The sequence below is a fragment of the Methylobacterium sp. BTF04 genome (genome assembly GCF_010692745.1).
Taxonomy (GTDB): Bacteria; Pseudomonadota; Alphaproteobacteria; order Rhizobiales; family Beijerinckiaceae; genus Methylobacterium.
Window position 1 is genome coordinate 1 of the sequence record NZ_JAAHTB010000207.1, and the last position, 861, is coordinate 861.

General features: G+C 66.2%; 2 pseudogenes. Both read right to left on the reverse strand.

From position 1 onward, the window contains the following. Positions 1-57 precede the first annotated feature (57 nt). Positions 58-570 (reverse strand): annotated as a pseudogene (locus G3T14_RS24350) (helix-turn-helix domain-containing protein); the annotation flags it as partial. Positions 571-655: 85 nt separating this feature from the next. Continuing rightward, positions 656-861 (reverse strand): annotated as a pseudogene (locus G3T14_RS24355) (hypothetical protein); the annotation flags it as partial.

Consider the following 861-nt stretch of genomic DNA (forward strand, 5'->3'; position numbering starts at 1 on the left):
GCAACGACCTCAGCTTGGCACAGCGATGCCGTTCGGGGGCCGTCCACCCCATCAGCGCAGGAGGGTCTGCAGGTCCTGGTGCAGGGCGAACCGCGCTTCGATGTGCCGTGAGTGGCCCAGCACGAGCGAGAATAGCCAGACGATGCAGGTCGTCCCAGGGGCGTCCTCAAACGTGACGACGAAGCGCGCGAAGTCGACTTGCGCCTGCTGACCGGCCGGCGTCTCGAAACGGACCTCGTAGGGCTTGGCGTCAGACGGCCGGATCGCGGCCACGAACCGCTTCACCGCGGTGTAGCCCCCGATATAGCCACGCTCGCGCAACTCCCGCGTCAGCCTCACCGCGCTGAGATCCGGGAAGGCGGCGACGCGCTCCCGGACATAGTCGAGATACGGTGCGATCTTGTTGGGACGCCCGGCCTGTCGGGGGCCGTAAGCCGGCAGGTCGAGCCCGCGTTCAATGTATTTGCGGATGGTCTTGGGATCCCGCCCGGTCCGGCGCGCGATGGCCGTAACGGACAGTCCCTGACGGTGAAGGTCCAGGATCATGATGAGCTCTCCCAACTGAACCACCGCCGCCCCTCCCGTCCGACCTTCGTCGGCGGGCATCGTGGGCGCGGATGGATAAGCCTGAGGGTGCGAGGCGCATCGCGACCCCTCAGCTAAAGGAGCCGACCAGGGAATTTTCGATGCCCAAAATCAGGGAGTATTCAACGCCCGCTGACAGGATGAACTCGCGCTTGCCGCGGTTGCCCATGCGAGCCTCCAGGAGGTGGCGCAGGTGCTGGAACGCCTCGGGCAGATCCCAACCCTGGAGCGCGGCCGCCTGGTCGAGAGCGTTCGGTTTGGTCTCGATCAGCGCGA